We start from the raw sequence: 13,993 nt of genomic DNA on the forward strand, positions 1-13,993 counted from the left end.
GAGCCAGTGGTTTTTGTTTTGTTTAATTTTGGGCGTGACTTATACTGAAGGTGTAAAATCGTCTTTATTTTTTCTTCAAGCATCCAATCCGTTCATTTGTATAGTGGTATTTGGACTAAATAAAGGAGGAACCGACAATGGGAAAATTTTCTAGTTTCGTCAAAGGGCTTGTGATCGGCGGAGGCATCGCCCTGCTGCTGTCACCGAAGCCTGGTAAGGACATCCGCAAAGATTTGGCAGACAAAGCCGATGAGACGTTGGACAAGGTGATGGACTACACCGATCAGGTCAAGGAAACCGCCAAAGAAACTGCGAAAGAGGCCGTCGAACAAGTCAAAGAAAAAGCCCAGGAAACAACCGACACAGTGAAACAAAAATTCGCCGCAAAAGCCCCTGAAGCCGAGGTAAGATTCGATGCCGAAACGGAAGCGCAAGCGACCGAGTCGGACGAACTTGATCCGATCGAGGAAGCGCTGAAGACATTGTGAGTGCAAGCAGATGCCGTTGGACATAACAATTCCAGATTAATAAAGGTCCCAATCACCGTATTTCGATGATTGAGACCTTTTTTTATTGGAATTAATTTTCAACAAAATCTTGCATCAATTCTAAAACAACTTCCTCAACACTCTGAATCTTCTTAATCGGCGTGATACCTGTCCCCACAGAAACATAGCCTTCTTCAGTATCGCCTTCCAGCATCCCGACTTTCATATTTCTAGTCCCGTTCATCTTCTGGGCAATCTCTTCTCTGCTTGCTCCTAGTTGATCCATTTCCACTAGTTTTTTAGCCAATTTTCCTGGTAGGGAACGGTAATAAGATGGTACTGTCCTGAACAACAGCAAGTCTTCCGCAGTTGAGTCCACAATCAATTGCTTAACATTTTCAGCGGCGGGACTTTCGGTAACCGGAATGAAGCGACTGCCGGCAAAAACCCCTTCTGCTCCGAGCGCGAAGGCGGCCCGCACTCCGCGAACATCTGCGATTCCGCCAGCAGCCATTACCGGCATATCCTGAACTGCATCCACAATCATTGGTACTACGGTGAATGTACCGATGACTCTGTCCGGCACTGTTCCACCTTCATCAAATCCTGTGGCCACGTAAATGTCAGCCCCCATTTTTTCAGCTGCTTGGGCATCCGCAATGGATGGCGTTTGTGGTCTGAAAATAATTTTAATGTTGTGTTCTTTTAATTGCTTAAAGATGTTTTCATCCAAAATACCATTGATTAAGACGGCTTTAACGCCTTCCTCAATCACAATTTGTAAGATGGGTGATGTGAAGGATAAATCATAATCAACAATTAACGTAACCGCAAATGGTTTATCCGTTAACTCCTTCGTCTTCTTGATTTCTCGTCTCATTCGTTCTGCAGTTTCTTCTATAGATTTCGTCACAGTTGTCTGTCCCGCGTTTGGACCTAGAACACCCAAACCACCAGCATCGCTGACAGCAGCAACCAATTCCGCATTGGTAAGCCATGCCATTGGTCCTTGAATGATGGGATATTCTATACCTAGTATTTCTGTGATGCGATTATTCATGACTCAGTTCTCCTTAATGTGTTATAATTTAATTAGCTTGCTAACTATACACCCAAAAGCCCACCATCCTGTTGCATGCCGAAATGGTTTATTTTGGTTTGTTGGTACAATCATAAGGGTATTGGATGCAGTTGTGAAGTGGGCAATATAAATGAACCTAGTACATTTATTTGTACTATAGACTGGGAGCGGATAAAATGAGAGTTTGTATGGATGGATTTCAAAGAGAATTTATAGATGAGCAACAAGATATGTACGCGATAGCATTTTCTCAAAACATTTTATCAGGACGATGGAAATATTTCATTCTCTGGTATTTGAAGGCCGAAAAACGTCGTTATTCCGAAATTAAAAATTACCTGCAGGATCTTTCGCAAGGCTCCCTCACTAAGCAATTAAGGGAATTAGAGCATGATGGCGTCATTAAACGTGATGTTTATCCAGTAGTGCCCCCAAAAGTAGAATATTCCCTTACGGAAAAAGGGAAAGCTTTAATTCCTGTCCTGGATATGATGGAAATTTTTGGTAAAGAGTACGGTGTCCAGAAAGTGAATACACACCTTTAGCATGAGCGTGGAGCCTCATGCTTAGCTAACTAACTAATATTAGGAGGGATTTCTGCATGTTAAACGATGAAATCAGAGTGCTCTTAGATAAACTTTCGTCAGAGACAAGGCGCAATCATAATCATCTTCTGCATGATTTAAATCTTCATGTTGGACAAGATAAGCTTTTGTGTAAGCTTTGGAGAGCAGATGGCCTAACCCAAGTTGAACTTTGTAATAAGTTGAATTGCGAGGCCCCTACAGTCACCAATATGCTGAGCGCTCTTGAAAAAAAAGAGCTGATTATGCGAAAAAAAGATCCCGATGACAAAAGAACCAATAGGATCTACCTTACAGAGGCTGGGAAAAATATGGAAACCTCGGTTACTGAGATGTGGAGAAAACAGCAAGATAAGTTATTAACGGATATCACTTTGGATGAGAAGATGTTTTTAAGAAGGCTCCTTAAGCAAATGGAAAATAATCTTTTTTAACCAGCAAATTCCAACGGCATAGCAAAAGGCTCCAACCATCGACATTGCATGGTTGGAGCCTTTTCACCATTCTGATATTATCTGTTGCTTATTTTCTTTCAAACCTGTTCTGCCACAGTTAAATTTCTCATCGTTTTCTAATTTTCATTCATTGAAACTGCACTTTGTACTCACATAAAAAATTGCAAGCGCACATATAACTTTAATCAGTTTATATACCTATGTATTTTGGGTTATTTTCTGAAACTCAACTCCCTGCCAATCCGTTTTCGTTTGATTTCCAGCTTGTACCCATGCAAATAAACGTTATTCTTCAAAAGAAACATGTGTTTTTAATCACAATTTTCTAATCCCCTCCTCGCTTGGGGATGTTTTTTCTAATGAAAGTTTCACAATTAGATTGACACAGCCATATGATATCGATAGAATATCAAAGATACATAATAAAATGGTGTGAATTCACTTATTGGAGGATTTGGTATTATATGGATGTTGTATATAATTTTTTGGCCGACTATGTGAATGTTCTCTTATGGGACTACTTTTTGACATATGGCCTGCTTTTTGCCGGATTGTACTTCTCGATCCGCTTCGGGTTCCCGCAAGTTACGCGCATGTGGGAAGCTTTCAAACAAGTTTTTGGTAAATTGTTCAAAAAAGACGTTTCCCAGGAAGGTTCCATGTCCTCCTTCCAGGCTTTGGCGACTGCTGTTGCCGCACAGGTAGGGACAGGAAACGTTGCGGGTGTGGCGACGGCCATCCTCGGTGGTGGACCGGGAGCGATCTTCTGGATGTGGGTGTCCGCGTTCCTTGGTATGGGTACGATTTTTAATGAAGCCATCCTGGCGCAAGTCTATAGGATGCGCGACCGCAACAAAGGCGATCTCGTCGGTGGACCGGCATACTACCTTTCAAAAGGGGTCGGATCCAATGCTCTGGCAAAATTCTTCTCCGTCTCCCTTATCGTAGCGCTAGGGTTCATCGGTAATATGGTGCAATCGAACTCGATCGCATCGGCTGTGACCACCGCCTTCGCCATTCCGGAATGGGTGACCGGTTTCCTGGTTGCCTTGGCAGCCATCCTGATTTTCGCAGGCGGAATGAAGCGCATCGCATCATTCGCCGAATTGGTCGTTCCGATCATGGCGTTGGTTTACATCGTTGCCAGTCTGGTTATTTTATTCCTTTTCCGTGAGAATGTTGTTCCTGCCTTCAAAATGATTTTTGTCGGAGCCTTTACGCCTCAAGCCGCAATCGGCGGTATCGCCGGAGCATCGGTAAGAGCGGCAGTCCAAAAAGGTGTGGCCCGTGGTTTGTTCTCGAACGAAGCTGGGATGGGTTCGACACCGCACGCGCATGCTGTCGCGCACGTTGATCATCCGGTACAGCAAGGATTGGCTGCCATGGTCGGTGTCTTCATCGATACCGTCATCGTCTGTTCCGCTACTGCACTGATCATCTTGGTGACCGAATCCTATCTGGACCCTGCCTTGAAGGGTGCGCAAGTGACCCAGGCGGCATTCTCGATCGCGTTCGGAGGCAGCGGATCCGTTCTTTTGGCCATCTGCCTGACCTTCTTCGCCTTCACGACAATCGTCGGCTGGTACTACTTCGGCGAATCGAACATCAAATACCTGTTCGGAACGAAAGGTGTCCTGCCTTATCAGATTTTGGTGGCGATTTTCATCTTCTTGGGCGCCTTGCAGGAAGTCGATATCGTTTGGATGCTTGCCGATACGTTCAATGCCTTGATGGTCATCCCCAACTTATTCGGTCTCTTCTACTTGTCCAATCAAGTCAAGGGCATTTTGGAGGATTACGACCGCTGCAAGTTGGAAGGCCGCATCTTCTACGATTACGACGTAAAATGATTTCGAATACTTGATGCCGGTCAAGTTCTTTCCGGCGTATTCCGCTTATACTATAGTCATACCAGACACATAGGAGGAATGAATCATGAGCCAAGCCATTATCCAATTGGGACCCGTCACTTGCCCATCCTGCATCAAGAAAATCGAATCCGCCGTCAGCAAAATCGATGGGGTCGAAACCGTCAAAGTGCTGTTCAACTCCAGCAAAGTCAAAGCCGAATTCGACGGCAACAAGACTTCAGGGAACGACATCAGTGAAACAATCCAAAAGCTGGGTTATGAAGTCCAATCGGTCAAAGAATCCTAGACCATCAGCAGTGGCCGCCTAATTTCGAGGCGGCCACTGCTTTTTTGATGTCGAAGGTTTCCCAAAATATGGATTCCTGATAATTATTCGTCTTTTCCGCGCCCATCACTCCCGCAAATTCAATTATTCCTGAACCGAGGGATATCAGTTGCTTTTGAAAAATAAGCGTGCTATCATGAAAACACAAATGAAAATAAGTTGTGCGTTGAAGAGAAGAAGTACCTTTCACGGTTATCAAAGAGAGCCTCGGTAGGTGAGAAGAGGCATGGTCTGGAAAGCGAAAATGCGTCTCGGAGCAAAATGATGCGTTAGTGTCATTTCGGTTTGTACCCGATAGCGTACAGGAGTATGGCTGGTTTAGCGTACTTCATAAGGCATGATCTGCGAGGGTCGTGCGAATAAGGGTGGATCACGAAGAGCTTTCGTCCCTGTATTCCAAGCATTTGGAGTATAGGGACGAGGGCTTTTTTACGTTCTCGGGATAGATAAATCAAAGGAGGAATTCAAATGGACATCATTTCCATTGTCATTATTTTAGCCGTCTTTGCGGCATTGCTTTTCGCACTTTATCGTTTGGGCGCCAAACACGTCAAGTTTTCAAAACGCGTTTTCATCGCGCTGGCTTTAGGGGTTATCTTCGGGGCCGCCATCCAGTTGCTTTTCGCACCTGACAGCACAATCACACTGACTGCCATCGATTGGATCAATATCGTCGGTAACGGTTACGTCCGCTTCCTGCAGATGCTGATCATCCCGTTGATCTTTGTGTCGATCGTGGGCGCCTTTACCCGCATCGAAGAAACCAAAAATCTGGGCAAAATCAGCGGATCCGTACTCGGCACTTTGCTGGGTACAACCGCCATTGCTGCCCTGATCGGATGGGCATCGGTCATTCTCTTCAATCTTGATGGTGCACAGTTCACGCAAGGCTCCGCGGAAACTGCAAGGATCGAAGCCTTGACGACCCAACAGACGCAAGTCGCTGACTTGACGATCCCTGGTCAAGTGCTCAGCTTCATCCCGACCAACATCTTTCAGGATTTGGCCGGTCTGCGCAGCACAAGTACGATTGCCGTCGTAGTCTTTTCCGCTTTTGTCGGGATCGCTTATATGGGCATCAAGAAAAAACAGCCCGAAAATGCTGCTTTGTTCAATAAAGGACTGCAAGTCATCCAATCGATCGTTATGCGCATCGTTACCTTGGTCCTGCGCCTGACTCCTTACGGAATCTTGGCCTTGATGACCAAAATGATGGCGACATCCAGTTACCAAGCCATCGTCAACTTAGGACTGTTCGTGGTCGCTTCCTATGCCGCTTTGCTGGTCGTCCTCCTGGTGCACAGCTTGATTCTGGCTGGAGTCGGCGTCAACCCGATCACCTATTTCAAGAAAGCTTTCCCTGTTTTGAGCTTCGCCTTCACTGCCCGTTCCAGCGCCGGCGCACTGCCACTGAACGTTGAAACACAAACGAAAGCTTTGGGCGTCGATGATGCCTCCGCCAACTTTGCCGCCAGCTTCGGCTTGTCGATCGGTCAGAACGGTTGCGCGGGCGTCTACCCTGCCATGTTGGCGACCATCGTCGCTCCAACTTTGGGCATCGATGTCACCAGCATCGGCTTCGTATTGACGCTGATCCTTGTCGTTACCATCAGTTCCTTCGGAGTTGCCGGTGTCGGCGGCGGCGCTACTTTCGCCGCTTTGATCGTTCTGGGCGCCATGAACTTGCCTGTTACGATCGCCGGACTGGTCATCTCGGTTGAACCGGTCATCGACATGATGCGTACTCTGACCAACGTCAACGACAGCATGCTGGCGGGCGTCGTTTCTTCCCGCAACATCGGGGAATTCGATTCCGCCATCCTGAATGACAATGCTGCCGTCGTTGATGGGGATGCCATCTAGTCTTTTCTTCTATTATAATATTCATTCGGCCCCGCCGAAGGGCTCAGCTGTCTGCAATCTGCAGGCAGCTTTTTTATTTGGAGGTCATTGAGCGGTGGCGTACACCAGGGCATGCGCTGCGCTCCTCCGGTGAGGCTTCCCACGCCGGAGAACAGCGGTAATTTGAGGACTCTTCTCCTGCGAGCAGGTTCTCGTCGGAGCACAAGACTTAAATGTGGGCTGTACTCCGGCGTAGCCTCCGTTCGCCGGAGGAGGACGGTTGAGATTTTGCTGATCTAATTTCCGCTTCCAAAGCTTGACCATCATCAAGTCGTTTTCCTGCCTGTTGGCGTATGATTAGGCTATAGGAAATACAAGAGGAGGTCATTCAAATGATCAAATGGATCAACAAATACAAAAACTGCATCACCGCTCTCTCGGGTATCCTGATCGTCATCGGTTTTGCTTTGAAAACCCTTGGATACGAAGCAGCCGTCGACTACGCACTTATCCTCGCGACGCTCATCGCGGTAGTCCCAATCGTCCACAAAGCCTATCTGGCACTTCGGATGAAAGCTTTCAGCATCGAGCTGTTGGTGACGATCGCGGTCATCGGCGCGCTTTTCATCCGCGAATATACGGAGTCCTCCGTTGTGACTTTTCTGTTTTTGTTCGGTGATTTTCTGGAGGCGCGCACCTTGGAAAAGACCCGTTCTTCTCTACGCTCTTTGATCGACATGGCGCCTCAGGAAGCAATCATCATGCATGGCACCGATCAAGTCATCGTGCCGGTCGAGGAAGTCGCGGTCGGGGATCGGCTGTTCATCAAGCCCGGCGGCAAAATCCCGGTTGACGGCATCATCGTGAAGGGTCAGGCGGCCATCAACGAAGCTGCCGTGACGGGCGAAGCGATCCCGGCCAACAAATCATTGGATGACAACGTCTTTTCGGGGACATTGGTGGACGAAGGCTTCATCGAAATGATCGCGGAAAAGGTCGGCGATGACACAACTTTCGCAAAAATCATCGAATTGGTCGAAGAGGCGCAGGAATCCAAATCCAAGGCCGAACGTTTCCTCGATGCCTTCGCCAACTTTTACACGCCGGCCATTGTGGTGCTTTCCGTCATCGTTTACGCTTGGACGCGTGACCTGCATCTTGCCATCACTTTCCTTGTGATTGCTTGCCCGGGAGCGCTCGTGATCGGCGCTCCGGTATCGAACGTGGCTGGCATCGGCAACGGCGCCAAATACGGCGTGCTGGTGAAAGGTGGCGAGGTCATGGATCGCTTTTCCAAAGTCGATACGCTCGTTTTCGACAAGACCGGCACGCTGACGAAAGGCAAACCGGAAGTGACCGATATCCATATCCTCAGTGGCGTCGATCGCAGCGAACTGCTGCAGCTGACGGCTTCGGCGGAGCGCATTTCCGAACACCATCTCGGACAAACAATCGTGAAATACGCACATCAACAAGGCCTGGAAACTGCTGAGCCGAAAGATGCGGAAGTCATAAAGGGCCACGGATTGAAAGCGACAGTTGACGGCCGCCGTCTCGTCGCTGGCAACCGCAAACTGATGGCCCAGTCCGGAATCTTGATAAATGAAGCAGCAGAAAGCTACGCGATTGCACGCGAAAAAACCGGCAATACCGTCGTTTTCGCAGCCATTGACGGCACGCTCGCCGGGCTATTCTCGATCGCTGATCAGATCCGCGAGGACGCACCGCAGGCTTTGGCCGAAATGCGCCGCAACGGCATCAAACAGATCATTATGCTGACGGGTGACAACCGCCATACCGCCCAAGCGGTCGCCGAACAATTGGGATTGGACGCCTACCACGCCGAGCTGTTGCCGGAGGACAAAGTGCGTTTCGTCAAACAACTGCAGGCAGATGGCGCTGTCGTGGCGATGGCCGGGGACGGCATCAACGACGCGCCTGCCATCGCGACAGCCGATATCGGCTTGGCCATGGGTGAAGGCGGGACCGATATCTCGATGGAGACGGCGGATGTCGTGCTGATGGCCGACAAGCTGATGCAGTTTTCCCATGCTTATTCGCTGTCAAAGGCGACCATGCGCAACATGAAGCAGAACATCGCTATTGCGGTGGGGGTCGTGTTCTTCCTTTTGGCGGGCGTGCTGATGGGTTCCGTCCATCTCGCTAGCGGCATGTTCATCCATGAAGCCAGCATCCTGGCCGTCATCCTGAACGCCATGCGCCTGATCGGGTTCAACCGGAAGAAAAGCGGAACGGGTTCGTTCAGCCATGAGAGAAATTTAGGAAATCGTGCCGACTGAGCATCGTAGAGCGCAATAGGTACGATTTATCTAATTTCCGAAGGGCTAACCCGTGAAGCTAGCCATCAGTCGTTATAAAAAGCTCACATCCAAGATAAAATTCGCATGCAGCCGCCGGATTGCGGTACAATTTAAGCAACCAAGACTGCATGTCCCATTCCGAAAAGGAGGATTTGCCAAATGAACGAACAAACTAAAACTGCCCACAACTGCAGTGGCGCGTGCTCTTGCAACGCTCACCGCTCCTGCATTTCGCTGGTGCCGATCTTCAATCACTTGGAGCCGGATCAGATGGACGAAATCATGTCCGTCACGCATCCGGCGACCTACAAAAAAGGCGAATTGCTCTACCGCCCCGGTGATACGTCGGATACACTCTACATCCTCCATTCCGGCCTGATCCGCATTTACCGGCTGGCCGAGTCCGGAAAAGAGCAGCTCGTGCGTTTCCTCAATCCGGGCGATTTCACCGGTGAGTTGGCCCTCTTCAGCGAATCGAAGCACGAAGCCTATGCCGAAGCGGTGAAGGAGACCCAAGTTTGCCGGATGAAAAGGAGCGATCTGCAGCATTTTTTGTTGAAATACCCGGCCATTTCGCTGAAATTGCTGCAGGAATTCTCCAACCGTCTGGAAAAATCGGAACGGCAGACGACCTATGTGGCGACCGAAAAAGTCGAAGCCCGCTTGGCCCTCTACCTTGCCGAACTGGCCAAGAAAGACGGCGACACCATCACCTTGCCGATGTCGAAGAAGGATCTCGCTTCCTACCTCGGGACGACACCGGAAACGATCAGCAGGAAGATGGGCTCATTGGAGGATCATCACCTCATCAAACAACTGAACCACCGGGAAATCGTCATCCTAAATCTCGATGGCCTGCTGTTTTTATGAAACACTCCTGCCTTTCCGTCAATGGGAAAGGCTTTTTTTGCCGGATCACAACCGTATTCCAGAAGCGCGCTTTGTGGTAGAATAGGCTAGAAAAGTGAGACAAGCCCGCTCTGCCTCGAAAGAAATTTAGGAAATCGTGCCGACTGAGCATCGTAGAGCGCAATAGGTACGATTTATCTAATTTCCGAGAGGCAGGCTTGGATCACTAGACAGTTTACGAAAAAGGGGGAAATTTTTGATGACAGAAAAAATGAAGCAAGGGCTTTTGTTGACCTTTGCAGCGGTTGTCGGCTTCGTGATCGGCTACCTGAATCCAGCGACTTCCCAAGCACTCTTATCAGCCATCGGTTGGATTGCGGGGATCGGCATGTTCTTCCTCTTCCGACGTTCCAATAAAAACCCGGCCCGGGATTATACAGCAAGCTGGGCCTATATTTTGATCCGCATGCTGTTGTTCTTCATCATCGGTGCCGCTTTGGGCAGCATGATCCCTTATTACCAACAGATCATGGCTTTGCAGCAGCAATAGGCCATTTATTCATTATTCAATAAACAACCAAAAGGAGTATGTATGCAAATGGATTACGTCGCCATTGACTTTGAAACTGCAAACAGCCGTGGTGACAGCGTCTGTTCCATCGGCTTGAGCCGCTTTTCCGACGGCAAGGAAGTCGACCGCTATTACGCGCTCATCAATCCGCGCCAGTATTTCAGCCGCGGGAATATCCAAATCCACGGCATCACCGAGGCCATGGTCGCCAGGGAACCTTCCTTCGACGAACTTTATCCTGACATCCGTGCCTTCATCGGGGAAGATCCGCTCGTGGCCCACTTTGCCCAATTCGACATGAGCTGTCTGCAGCAAACGATTGAAACCTACAAACTGCCGAAGATGCAGAACGAATTTTTCTGTTCCTGCAAGATGGCGCAGCGCATGCTGGATCTGCACAATAACCGCTTGCCTACAGTATTGGACTACTTCGGCATGACCATCGATAACCACCATAACGCCGTGGAGGATGCTGTCGCCTGCGGGCTGATCACCAGCAAAATGCTGGCGCAATACGACTACGACATCCAAGGCTTCCTGGACGAATACCAATATCGGATGGGAAAATTGTTCTCGCATGCTTTCGGAGTGGCGAAAGGCGGCAAAAGCACCCCTGCCAAACGGGCAAAAACGGCAGCCCCGCTGAAGCCGAAAAGCTTGCTGTTCGACAAGGAACACGTCTTTTACGACAAGCATGTCTGCTTTACCGGCCGTTTCCAGAAACTGAAGCGCAACGATCTGGCCCAGCTCGTCGTCGATGTCGGCGGCCATTTCGATGCCAACCTGAGTTATGAGACCCTCTATCTGGTCGTCGCCGACAGCGATTGGCGCAAAATCGGCACGCCGGGCGAGAGCCGCAAAATCCAGGCTGTCCGCGAATTGCAGGGCAGCGGCCACAATCTGACGCTGCTGTCGGAATCGGATTTCCTGAGCATTTTTTTGAAGAAATGAGGCGATAACAGATGAACATCTTCAGCAAAATGGACAATTTAGTAAGCTTGACCGAAAATGAGAAAATTTTGGTTGCATATATAAAAGAAAATCCCGAAGCTTTCGTGAAGATGACTTCCGCGGAAATCAGCGAAGCCAGCTTCATTTCGAACGCAACGATTTACCGTTTATGCAAAAAATTGGAGTTGGCCGGACTTTCCGAGTTGAAGATACTGGTTTCGGCTTCGATGGGCGACTACCTGAAGGAACGGACGACGCTGGATTTCAACTATCCGATCCACTCCAATGAAACCCAATATCAGATTACGCGGACGATGAAGGAACTTTATGAGCAGACTGTGGTGTCCACGCTCAACCATCTGGATCTGGAACAACTGCGGCAGGCGGCTTCCTTGATGAAAAAGGTGCCGGCGATCGATCTCTATACTTCCGCCGGGAATCTGTTTTTCGCCGAGAACTTCAAATTCCAGATGCAGGAGATTGGCCGATTCGTCAATGTCCCAGTTGAGGAGTATCATCAACGTTTGACGGCGGCCGCCAGCGACTCTTCGCATCTTTCCATCATTGTTTCATTCGGGGGCAGAGGGGCTGTCATCCCCAAGATCGTGAATATCCTAAAGAAAAACAAATCGCCGATCCTGTTGATTTCGTCGACCGAAGAGATTCCCTTCGCAAAAGCTGCCACACATCATCTTTACATGAGCTCGAATGAGAGTCACTACAACAAAATTTCTTCGTTTTCGACCAGGCTTTCTTTGCTGTTTTTGTTGGATTGCCTGTACACCAGTTATTTCAAACTTGATTATGACCAGAATGTCTCACTGAAGATGGATTATTATAAAAAAATCAGCTTCATAAAGCCTTGACGCTCCATCGGATTTGCTGCTCCGATTGAAAAAAATTTCTCACGATAAATGAAGACAGAGACGGAATTTGTGACAGATTTCCTTCATTCCTCTCAAATCCCTTTTTTCGCGCAGCTTTATGGCTTATACTGAACGCATCCATAAATGAGGAAACTTCACCTTCCAGAGAAGCCTCCTCCCGGCGTGAGATCGCTCAGTCAGTAAGCGTCGGAAAAAATGACTCCATTCCTGAGAAAAAATTGTCTTACCCGCGTACTGCCATACGCAACGAGACGTTCTTCTCTGCGAAACCCGGACAAATTTGTTCGGGTTTTTGTGTTTCTTCGGCAAAAAAAAAGAAAAACGGAAACGAGGCTCGTTTCCGCTTTTCTTTTTGCTACTCTTTGCTGAGCGCTATTTGTTTCTCTCTGTTGCCCAGAAATTCATTCAGGAAGGCCGCGGCCAGTATCAAGACGCCTCCCGCCAATTGCATAGGTGAAAGGTCTTCTTTCAGAAATACCGCCGAAACCATGATAGCCGTCACCGGATCGACATAGCTGAGCACTGCGAAGGTCTGGCTCTCGACCGCCTGGGCGCCCGCAAACATCAGCACATAGGCAATCCCCGTATGGATGATCCCCAAAACCAGCAGACTGGTGATGGAGCCGCCAGTCAATTGTCCTAATCCGAAACCGGAAGTCAGAGCGACATACGGAGTCAGGATTCCTGTTGCGATGACGAGTGTCAAAGCAGTCAGCGGGATCCCGCCAAGACCTGCAATTTTTTTGTTGGACATAATGGCCACCGCATAGAAAAATGCTGCAGCCAACCCGAAGCCGATCCCGACCGGATGATTATAATTCCCCGCATTCGGGCTCACGCCGATGATCAGGAACATCCCCAGCATAGCCAAAAGTACGCACGCGATCTTCTTCGCGGTCAAGGATTCCTTGAAAACGAACAGCGCCAACAGCGTCATGAAGATCGGCTGGAAATAATAGCTCAATGTCGCATTCGATACCGTCGTGTAACGGAAAGCTTCAAACAGCAGGATCCAGTTCATGCCTACCGCAAAACCCGACAACAACAGGAATTTCGCATTTTTCCTTATCAGCTCCAAAGGAATCCTTTCCTTGCGCACCAGCAAAGTCCCCCAGAGGAACAAACTCCCCAAAGCACCCCTGAAGAAGGCAACCTGATTGGAAGCCAAATCGATATTCTTAACGAAGATGCTGATCGTCCCGAATATCAGCATCGACAGCATCACTTTCCCTTTTCCTTTCGACACAACCCCACACCTTCCCTTGATTGATGAAAACAGTACACCCATCATATCACAGAGTTGACCGGCCGGGACAGCTCTGGCACAAAAAAATACGGAACGCACAGTCAACTCAATGTCATTAACTTAAGCGATTTGACAACTGTAAAAAAGCGAGAATGCATTCAAATTATGCATTCTCGCTTTTTTTATGATGATATTATTCCTCCTCTTTATATTTCCCGTTATACTTAATGTAAAGAGGATGGTTCATTTATCAAAAGGAGGGTTAAAAAATGACGGTCCAACTGACGGTATTTCAGGAATATATTGAAGAAGCCCAAACGATTTATCTGGAAGATATCCGCGAAGGGAACCCACAAGCTTTTACCCGAAAAAGGAAAACGACCCCGCTCACATTGATGCTTCAAATGTTTGCGCAAAAGGGGAACTCCCAATTTTGTGAACTATTAAATTTCTACGATAATCAGAGGAAACCGCTCGACATTTCGACCGTCGCTTTTTATAAGGTCCGAATGAACTATAACC

At 48.5% G+C, this 13,993-nt stretch carries 13 protein-coding genes and 1 pseudogene; 12 read left to right on the forward strand and 2 right to left on the reverse strand.

Going from position 1 to position 13,993, the window contains the following annotated elements; all coding sequences use genetic code 11:
* Window positions 1-137: 137 nt before the first annotated feature.
* Entirely contained in the window at window positions 138-488 is a 351-nt protein-coding gene (locus BM184_RS12125; protein WP_086943546.1) for a YtxH domain-containing protein, read from the forward strand.
* Window positions 489-579: 91 nt separating this feature from the next.
* On the opposite strand, the gene BM184_RS12130 is transcribed toward BM184_RS12125, so the two are convergent.
* Entirely contained in the window at window positions 580-1,548 is a 969-nt protein-coding gene (locus BM184_RS12130; RefSeq protein WP_086943547.1) for an NAD(P)H-dependent flavin oxidoreductase, read from the reverse strand.
* 251 nt (window positions 1,549-1,799) lie between these two features.
* Here BM184_RS12130 and BM184_RS12135 point away from each other — a divergent pair, with 251 nt between their 5' ends.
* From BM184_RS12135 to BM184_RS12185, 10 genes are all read left to right on the forward strand, one after another.
* Entirely contained in the window at window positions 1,800-2,114 is a 315-nt protein-coding gene (locus BM184_RS12135; RefSeq protein ID WP_218151038.1) for a winged helix-turn-helix transcriptional regulator, read from the forward strand.
* 56 nt (window positions 2,115-2,170) lie between these two features.
* Complete coding sequence (locus BM184_RS12140; protein ID WP_086943549.1) at window positions 2,171-2,587, forward strand: MarR family winged helix-turn-helix transcriptional regulator; 417 nt, start codon at window positions 2,171-2,173, stop codon at window positions 2,585-2,587.
* A 485-nt stretch (window positions 2,588-3,072) separates the two neighbouring features.
* Window positions 3,073-4,458, forward strand: coding sequence for an alanine/glycine:cation symporter family protein (locus tag BM184_RS12145; protein ID WP_086943550.1), 1,386 nt, complete (start codon window positions 3,073-3,075; stop codon window positions 4,456-4,458).
* 85 nt (window positions 4,459-4,543) lie between these two features.
* Window positions 4,544-4,765: a heavy-metal-associated domain-containing protein gene (locus BM184_RS12150; protein ID WP_086943551.1), complete on the forward strand. Its 222-nt coding sequence runs from the start codon at window positions 4,544-4,546 to the stop codon at window positions 4,763-4,765.
* Window positions 4,766-5,272: 507 nt separating this feature from the next.
* A complete protein-coding gene (locus BM184_RS12155; RefSeq protein ID WP_086943552.1) occupies window positions 5,273-6,667 on the forward strand; it encodes an L-cystine transporter in 1,395 nt (464 codons plus the stop codon).
* Window positions 6,668-7,038: 371 nt separating this feature from the next.
* Window positions 7,039-8,946, forward strand: a complete 1,908-nt coding sequence (locus BM184_RS12165) for a heavy metal translocating P-type ATPase (RefSeq protein WP_086943554.1) — start codon at window positions 7,039-7,041, stop codon at window positions 8,944-8,946.
* A gap of 180 nt (window positions 8,947-9,126) precedes the next feature.
* Entirely contained in the window at window positions 9,127-9,837 is a 711-nt protein-coding gene (locus BM184_RS12170) for a Crp/Fnr family transcriptional regulator (RefSeq protein WP_086943555.1), read from the forward strand.
* Window positions 9,838-10,075: 238 nt separating this feature from the next.
* Complete coding sequence (locus BM184_RS12175) at window positions 10,076-10,366, forward strand: hypothetical protein (protein WP_086943556.1); 291 nt, start codon at window positions 10,076-10,078, stop codon at window positions 10,364-10,366.
* A gap of 42 nt (window positions 10,367-10,408) precedes the next feature.
* Entirely contained in the window at window positions 10,409-11,338 is a 930-nt protein-coding gene (locus tag BM184_RS12180; RefSeq protein WP_086943557.1) for an exonuclease domain-containing protein, read from the forward strand.
* Between the two features lie 11 nt (window positions 11,339-11,349).
* On the forward strand, window positions 11,350-12,204 hold the full coding sequence (locus BM184_RS12185; protein WP_086943558.1) for a MurR/RpiR family transcriptional regulator: 855 nt from the start codon (window positions 11,350-11,352) through the stop codon (window positions 12,202-12,204).
* A 376-nt stretch (window positions 12,205-12,580) separates the two neighbouring features.
* Here BM184_RS12185 and BM184_RS12190 read toward each other — a convergent pair whose 3' ends face one another.
* The gene (locus BM184_RS12190) at window positions 12,581-13,471 is read right to left on the reverse strand and encodes a DMT family transporter (protein ID WP_177208653.1); all 891 of its coding nucleotides are present in this window, start codon (window positions 13,469-13,471) and stop codon (window positions 12,581-12,583) included.
* Between the two features lie 269 nt (window positions 13,472-13,740).
* On the opposite strand from BM184_RS12190, the pseudogene BM184_RS12195 reads away from it, so the two are divergent.
* Window positions 13,741-13,993 (forward strand): annotated as a pseudogene (locus BM184_RS12195) (IS4 family transposase); the annotation flags it as partial.

This window comes from Trichococcus pasteurii, assembly GCF_900112935.1.
Taxonomy (GTDB): Bacteria; Bacillota; Bacilli; order Lactobacillales; family Aerococcaceae; genus Trichococcus; species Trichococcus pasteurii.

Bases quoted from the DNA above. Each gene is read 5' to 3' on its own strand.
- BM184_RS12130 (WP_086943547.1), bottom strand. From the start codon at position 1,548: ATGAATAATCGCATCACAGAAATACTAGGTATAGAATATCCCATCATT.
- BM184_RS12175 (WP_086943556.1), top strand. From the start codon at position 10,076: ATGACAGAAAAAATGAAGCAAGGGCTTTTGTTGACCTTTGCAGCGGTT.
- BM184_RS12165 (WP_086943554.1), top strand. From the start codon at position 7,039: ATGATCAAATGGATCAACAAATACAAAAACTGCATCACCGCTCTCTCG.
- BM184_RS12180 (WP_086943557.1), top strand. From the start codon at position 10,409: ATGCAAATGGATTACGTCGCCATTGACTTTGAAACTGCAAACAGCCGT.
- BM184_RS12125 (WP_086943546.1), top strand. From the start codon at position 138: ATGGGAAAATTTTCTAGTTTCGTCAAAGGGCTTGTGATCGGCGGAGGC.
- BM184_RS12155 (WP_086943552.1), top strand. From the start codon at position 5,273: ATGGACATCATTTCCATTGTCATTATTTTAGCCGTCTTTGCGGCATTG.
- BM184_RS12145 (WP_086943550.1), top strand. From the start codon at position 3,073: ATGGATGTTGTATATAATTTTTTGGCCGACTATGTGAATGTTCTCTTA.
- BM184_RS12150 (WP_086943551.1), top strand. From the start codon at position 4,544: ATGAGCCAAGCCATTATCCAATTGGGACCCGTCACTTGCCCATCCTGC.
- BM184_RS12140 (WP_086943549.1), top strand. From the start codon at position 2,171: ATGTTAAACGATGAAATCAGAGTGCTCTTAGATAAACTTTCGTCAGAG.
- BM184_RS12170 (WP_086943555.1), top strand. From the start codon at position 9,127: ATGAACGAACAAACTAAAACTGCCCACAACTGCAGTGGCGCGTGCTCT.
- BM184_RS12185 (WP_086943558.1), top strand. From the start codon at position 11,350: ATGAACATCTTCAGCAAAATGGACAATTTAGTAAGCTTGACCGAAAAT.
- BM184_RS12135 (WP_218151038.1), top strand. From the start codon at position 1,800: ATGTACGCGATAGCATTTTCTCAAAACATTTTATCAGGACGATGGAAA.